This window comes from Burkholderia sp. A2, from assembly GCF_001729305.1.
Lineage (GTDB): Bacteria > Pseudomonadota > Gammaproteobacteria > Burkholderiales > Burkholderiaceae > Burkholderia > Burkholderia sola.
Genome location: NZ_LZXX01000095.1, coordinates 1 through 1,137, shown reverse-complemented (window position 1 = coordinate 1,137; position 1,137 = coordinate 1). Strand labels below are relative to the sequence as shown.

Sequence of the window (1,137 nt, the reverse complement as noted above, 5' to 3'; positions counted from 1 at the left end):
CGGCATCGCGCTCGACGACGGGCACGGCTCGCCCGACGAGCTGATCCAGCAGGCCGACAGCGCGCTGTACGACGCGAAGTCGGCCGGCAAGGGCATCTACTGCTTCTACTCGAGCGGCAGCGGCAGCCGCCGCATGGCGCCGGCCGCCACGACCTGAGCCGCCGATGCGCGCAGCGCATCCGCCCTTTCCCGGCCTGCCGCCGCCCGACGATTCAATTCCGAAACGCTTTGCGGGTTCGCACGGGGCGCCGCGCGTTCGCGTGTCACGTGACGTGTTCCGTAACATCGCCGTCCGGCACGCGGCACGATGACGGCAGAAGCCTGCACGATCGAGGCCGAGAGCGGCATTTACCGGCTGGCATTCTTATTGCTCCTTGATGGGGAAAGAACGTTCCAGGGAGCCCAACATGAATACCGTCGACGTCCTCGCACGAACCGACATCATCGACGAACAGGCGGTGATCGACGGCGCATCGCTGATTCGCCGGCTCGTGTCCGACCGCCGGATGCCGGCCGCGTACGAAGCCGCATGCATCGACAATCCGCCGCTCACGCTATACGGCGCGTTTCGCCAGGGTGTCGCCGATCACGCCGCGCGGCGTGCGAATCCGTATCGCGCCGGCAGCCGTTTCTGGGCACTGTGGGAAGAAGGACGTCTCGAAGCTGAAACATCCGGCCGGTAAGCCCGTTGTGCGCGCCGGCCCCGCCGCGACAAGGGACCGGCGCGAAACGCGACGCGCGAATGCGGCCGGCCGGCGCACCGGCATGCGTTCATCGCTGCAACATCGCGCGGTCGCGCGTATCGGGCCGGCTACGCAAGGCACTGCGCCCGGCCGCAGCCGCGCGTATCCGGATTGATCCCGCCCCGCCCGCCGCGCGTTGCCGGTTTCCCCTATAAGATGGCAGATTCCGTTCATCGAACGATACCGCCATGACCGCCTCTTCCTCCCCCCGAAACCCCATCCACTGCGAAATCGATCTCGACGCGCAAGGCAAGCACGCGGGCTACCTGCGGCTGCCGCACTCCGTGCACCGTTCCGCCTACGGCTGGCTGCCGATTCCGATCGCGTCGATCCGCAACGGCGACGGCCCGGTCGCGCTCGTGATGGCCGGCAACCACGGCGACGAGTACGAAGG

The 1,137-nt window shown here is 67.9% G+C and carries 1 protein-coding gene and 1 pseudogene; both read left to right on the top strand.

Going from position 1 to position 1,137, the window contains the following annotated elements:
• The first annotated feature begins 407 nt into the window (after window positions 1–407).
• Window positions 408–683: a hypothetical protein gene (locus tag A9Z05_RS17615; protein ID WP_069619252.1), complete on the top strand. Its 276-nt coding sequence runs from the start codon at window positions 408–410 to the stop codon at window positions 681–683.
• A 248-nt stretch (window positions 684–931) separates the two neighbouring features.
• Window positions 932–1,137 (top strand): annotated as a pseudogene (locus A9Z05_RS17610) (deacylase); the annotation flags it as partial.

Coding starts and splice junctions, on each gene's coding strand:
- A9Z05_RS17615 (WP_069619252.1), top strand. CDS start 408: ATGAATACCGTCGACGTCCTCGCACGAACCGACATCATCGACGAACAG.